Annotated in this window: 4 protein-coding genes; all 4 read right to left on the reverse strand. The window is 58.8% G+C overall.

Annotated elements, in window-relative coordinates; all coding sequences use genetic code 11:
- Positions 1-477, reverse strand: a 477-nt coding sequence (locus ABX749_RS21060; RefSeq protein ID WP_372897707.1) for a serine/threonine-protein kinase, incomplete at its 3' end; no start/stop codon positions are given.
- Between the two features lie 46 nt (positions 478-523).
- Complete coding sequence (locus ABX749_RS21065; protein WP_372897708.1) at positions 524-1,858, reverse strand: TlpA family protein disulfide reductase; 1,335 nt, start codon at positions 1,856-1,858, stop codon at positions 524-526.
- Between the two features lie 304 nt (positions 1,859-2,162).
- Positions 2,163-3,716 carry a N,N-dimethylformamidase beta subunit family domain-containing protein gene (locus tag ABX749_RS21070; protein ID WP_372897709.1) on the reverse strand — a complete coding sequence of 518 codons (1,554 nt, stop codon included), beginning with the start codon at positions 3,714-3,716 and terminating at the stop codon, positions 2,163-2,165.
- 88 nt (positions 3,717-3,804) lie between these two features.
- On the reverse strand, positions 3,805-5,127 hold a 1,323-nt coding region (locus ABX749_RS21075; protein WP_372897710.1), incomplete at its 5' end, for an arylsulfatase.

Here is a 5,127-nt window from a genome sequence, read left to right on the forward strand (position 1 = left end):
CCGTCCGATGTTGGCGACGACACGCGGATCGATACGGCCTTCGCGTTTCAGTTTCTGTCGCAATGATTCCCCGACCAGGTGCCGCATCGCGATGAACGGGACGCCCTCGTGCTCCCCGACCTGATAGATCGTCACGATGTTCTCGTGATCGATTCGGGCCGCGGATTCGGCTTCGCGGAGGAATCGTTTTCGGGCCATCTCGTTGGCTGCAACATCCGGTTTCATGACCTTCAACGCGACCGTTCGACGCAGTCGCGGGTCTTCGGCCCGGTAAACGATCCCCATCCCGCCGACGCCGATCACGTCGACCAAGCGATAGTCTCCCACGTGTTCCGATTCGAAGGAGTGTGGTGCGTCGGCGGTTGAATGAGTGTTTGCGTCGGACACCGTTCGTGACGCATCGCCCTTCGTCGCATCGAAGGCCACGGTCGGTTCATCGTCCTGCGGTGGAGCATCACGATCGTTCGGCCCTTGCATGGTCATCTCGTCGCCTCGGTGCAAGGTTACGGATCAGAGACTCCGTTTATGAATCTCCGTCTTCATCACCATCCTTGTCCTCTCCATCCTTCTCATCCTTGTCGTCATCCTTGTCGTCATCCTTGTCGTTGTCACTCTGCTCGGCTTCGTCCGGTTTGTCTTCGAGTTCGATGTCGAATTTCTGTTCCAGTTGGGCTTTGATGAAATCACTCAGGCCCGGTCCCCGCAGTTGTCTGGCGGTGGCTAGGATTTCGCCGCTGTCGCCGTCGACGAGCAGGACAAAGGGAATGCCGCTGACGTCGTGCATGTTGCCGAGCGTCGTGTCCCACAACTTACCCTCGTAAATCTGTGGCCACGGTTGTTCGTTTTTTTCCAAAAAGGCCAGGATCTTCTCTTCCATGTCGGCGCGATCAAAACTGATGCCGAGGATCTCGAATCCGTTTTCGTGCCAGTTCGCGTAAGCCTTTTTCATGTGTGGGATCTCGCGGATACAGGGACCGCACCAGGTTGCCCAGAAATCCAACATCACGATCTTGCCCGCATAGGAATCGGGGAAGTTGATCTCTTTGCCGTCCATCGTTGTCGCGGTGAACGTCAATGCGGGTTTGCCGACCGTCAGATCTGGTGGCATCTGCATTTGCTCCAGTTCTTCGGCGGCTTCGTTCAGCGTGAGTGCTCCGTCTTTCAATTCGAAGACATAGGTTGTGCCCGTAAAGTTGAAGGGAGTGCCGACGGAAGCCATTTCGAATCGACGACTGATTTTTCCATTTCCGTCACGATCGACGGGAAGTCGCGTCGTCGGTGATGGCGCCCCGCTGACGAACGTGCTGAATTCTTGTCCGTCCAATTCATACGTGTATTCGTAACCAAAATCGGTATAGAACAGGATCGTGTCTTTGAGTGATTGGCGGCGCTCGTCGTTCGGATCGAAGCGATAGAAATTGATCGTGCCGAGCTTGCCATCCCCCAAGTCGATTTCTCCGCTTCCGCTGTACATCGTGTTTTCCCCTTGCGTGGTGGACTTCCACTTCGGTTCGGGGTCGTTGGTCAAGTCACCATCGTCGTTGGTGTCGATGTACAGTTTCGAGTCGCCCTCTTCGGGCTCATCCAAGATGTAGGCCCACTTCTGATCGCCGACTTTGAAGAATCCGTAGCGGGGTGCTTGCAGGTCTTCCGGTGCCACCTCGACGATGTCGGCTTCCTGGTCCATCTGGGATTGGATCGGACGATAGCCGCCGACCTTTCGCGCGATGCCACTGGAAACAAAGTCGGCTTTCAGCGTTTGGGCTTGGACGTCCGACTCGCCACCGCAGAAAAAGACAGAGCAGCAGAGAAGAGCGGGCACAATCACCGCGAGACGCGGACGATGAAAAGAAGTCATTGAAGGGATTCCGTGAGGTCGAGATGACTGGATGGATCAGACCCGTGCAAACGAAGCACTGGCGTTGCGGTCCCTGCACCGTGGAGTTGATCACGAGCGTTTCCGTTCACCGGGCGATGAAAATCTATTCTAGCGATCTCCGGCGCCACCGGGGCGCCGGGCCGCCACCCGGATCTTCAGGAGACAGCGGAACGGCGCGAGCCGTCCGGTTTCGGCTCGAACGCGCGATGCAGGACCGGAGGGCTCGCGCCCTACCGCTAACAACGGCGGAAGGGGTTAGCGTGACGGATCGCAAGCGGGACGCTTACGCCACGTTGTCGATCGCCCGACGCAGCAGGTTGTGGGTGATTCGCTGTACACGGTCGTCCGGCCCATGCGGGCGACTCCAATGGGACCAGGGGATCCAGTGCCCCGGCGGACTGGCCAGGTCTTGGCACCACCAGATCGTCGACGCGTTGAAGACAAAGTTGCCTTTCGGTCCGGGATAGATCGTCGACGTCCATGCCTGAGGATTCACGCCGCCTTGCAGCGCCGTCCCTTTGCCGACGATTTCTAGACCGGGGATGTCCGCCGGCGGATCGCCGTGATACTCCCAGCCGATCAGGCCGGGGATCGCTTCGCCCCGCTTCATGCCCGTCCCCTCAAACATCCAGTGATCCGGTCGGGCACAAACCCAATCGCCGCCTCCGTTGACCGGATCAATGTTTCGCGAGCCCATCAAATAACCTTCGTCGGGGCCGCGATGCGGAAACGGACCGTGTTGTTGCTCACGGAGTTTGGCCCATCGGTAATCACCGCCGTACGGTCCCCCGCGAAACAAAATCCGGTTTGCCCGGCCGTCCACGCTTTCGCGAAACGGGCTGACCCAGCACACGGAGTTTCCCGACAGGAACAACAAACTGACGCCTTCGTCACGCATCTTGACGACGCTGTTGTATTGCCGAATGTCCCAGTATTCATCGTGTCCATTGCTGATGAATGCCTTGCACTTCAAGCCTCGATCCGGCGCCAGCATGTCGCTGTTGGAACAATACGTCACATCGTAGCCATGTTTTTCCAGCCAATAGGCCAGCGGATACTCAAAACACAACCACTCCCCGGACCCGATCGTTTGCGGATTCTCAAAGATCTGGGGATACATCCCGTAGGGGCGATCGAAACTGACGTCGGCCCAGGGACCCTGGTTGCCTTTGGGATGAGTGTAAACGGAGTAGTCGTCGGGCCACTGGTTGTACGCTTGCCAGGTGTTGTCGCTGCACTGCAATAAGATGTCTGCGGGGCGGTCGTCCCGAACGATGAAGACGACGTAGTTTTGCCAGTAACCGAATCCAGTCGCATCGGTCAGCGTTGAAAGACGACCCAAGTACACGCCGCTGGGCCAATCATCGGGAATCGTCAGCGTCACCGAGGGCGTCCACCGACACTCGCGCAGCCGCTTTTCACCGACTTCCGGCAATGGCTGCACCGAACCGTCAAAGGGGCCGAGTTTCGTCATCAACCGGGCACCGCGACCGCCGTAATATCCGGTGCGAAAGATTTCAACCACGAACGCTTGTGCCGGGTCGGTCGAGACCATGATGTCGATCGATTCCCCGGCCGCCACACTTTGCCGCGAACAATACCCTTCGATCTTCGACGCCCGAACCCCGTCGCGTGAATCCAGACGGACCCGCGTCAGTTGCCAGTCGCGTGACCCCGGTTTCGCGTTCTCCCGGCGAATCAGCGAGGCACCCGAGTGCTCGGCGGCGCCACGGTCATCCGCCATGGCGTTCGGCGACAGCGCACCCAACGCGGAAATCGCCGAGACGCCCTTGAGGACGTCACGGCGGCTGAGATCGGGTCGGTTCGGCTTGGTCATGGCATCACGGCGAGTAACGAGCGGACAAGCTCAGAACCCAATTCAATGGGTCCTCCGCGTCATCCAAAAAACATCAGTACTGAATTCTTCAACGCGCTTGCCAGTTCGGGTGCGGCGTATGAGCCTCCGTCATCATCGCTTCCATGCGTTTGACGATGTCGGGGTGCTTGTCGGCCAGGTTTTCGGTTTCGCCGATGTCTTGGCTGAGATCGTAAAGCTGTGTCTTTCCGGTTCGCATCGGTATTCGGATCGCTTTCCAATTGCCGGCACGAACGGCTTGTTTGCCGCCGCGTTCGTAAAACTCCCAGTACAGGTAATCGTGCTTGGCCTGCTCGGCAGCGTTGCCGGTGATCGTCGGAACGAAGCTGACCGAATCGGTTTTCTCGGGGCAGCGAACGCCGGCCAACTCGGCGGCGCTAGCCATCAGGTCGCCGAAGTAGCCGATGTGGCTGGACGTCGTTCCGGCCGGCGTGGTGCCGGGCCAGCGGACGATGAATGGCACGCGAATGCCGCCTTCAAACAGATCCCGTTTCATGCCTTGAAGCGGTCCGGCGGGGTCAAAGCGTTCGGTATTGTGGCCGCCCTCGTCGTGCGGGCCGTTGTCGCTGGAAAACATCACCACGGTGTCTTTGGAAATCTGCAATTCGTCCAGCAGGTCCAACAGCCGGCCCACGTCAGCGTCCATGCGCGTGATCATCGCCGCCTGTCCCTTGTCGGGATTGCTCCAGTCCTTGTCCGCGTACGGCCCATAGTCGGGGACTTCTTGACCGTCTCCGGTGCCGCGTGTGCCTTCGTTGTTGGCATGCGGGATCGTCAATGACAGGTACAGAAAAAAGGGTTTGTCTTTGTCTTCCGCACTCCGCTTGATGAACCCCAATGCTTCGTCGGCGATCAAATCGTGACTGTAGTCGACTTTCTTGGTGGCCCACCCGCCGGTGAATCCACCGTACGATTTATCGTTTCGCTGGACGACGTTGCGCAGCGGCGATTTGGTCTCGTTGCGCCACAGGAATTCGGGGTAATAGTTGTGGGCGTGAACCTGATTCAGATAGCCATAGAAGAAATCGAAACCCTGCCGTCGCGGCAACCCCTCGCGTCCACCGAGTGTGTCATCACCGAGTCCCCACTTTCCGCACAGCGCCGTCTGATAGCCCGCGTCTTTCAAAACTTCCGCCACCGTCACGTCTTCGCTGCGCAGCGACTGTTTCGACATGTCGGGGCCGCCGGCGTTGCCGCGGACGTGGGTGTGCCCCATGTGTTGCCCGGTCATCAAGACGCTGCGTGAGGGCGCGCAGACCGTGCTGCCGGCGTAAAAATCCGTGAACCGCATCCCCTCGGCGGCCATCTGATCCAATCGCGGCGTTTGGATCAGTTTCTGGCCATAGCAACCCAGGTCGCCGTAGCCCAAGTC

This window comes from Stieleria sp. (assembly GCF_041595215.1).
Taxonomy (GTDB): Bacteria; Planctomycetota; Planctomycetia; order Pirellulales; family Pirellulaceae; genus Stieleria; species Stieleria magnilauensis.